Annotated in this window: 1 pseudogene; it reads left to right on the top strand. The window is 62.2% G+C overall.

Annotation, left to right across the window (positions count from 1 at the left end):
- A pseudogene (locus SB717_RS39060) lies at window positions 1-241 on the top strand (hypothetical protein); the annotation flags it as partial.

The raw sequence follows: 241 nt of genomic DNA, 5'->3' as shown, positions 1-241 counted from the left end.
CTCTCCGACGCCACCGAATCGCGGTCGCTGAAGCAGTCCTACAACTCCGAGAGCCTGGTCGAGTACATCGAGAAGGTCACCTCGACCCGCACACCTCGCGAGCCGTTCCCCGCTGCTCCCCTCAATGAGCTCGAGCTGGAGCAATCCGCTCTGATGTCGACGCCGATCAAGGACTCCCTCAACACGGCGACGCTGCAGTTCATACTCGGACAGCGCCCGCTCAGCGAATGGGATGACTTCC

The sequence above is a fragment of the Priestia sp. SIMBA_032 genome (assembly GCF_046535215.1).
In the GTDB taxonomy this organism is placed as follows: Bacteria; Bacillota; Bacilli; order Bacillales; family Bacillaceae_H; genus Priestia; species Priestia aryabhattai.
The sequence above is the reverse complement of the archived record's forward strand: the minus strand, read 5'-3'. Positions and strand labels throughout refer to the sequence as shown.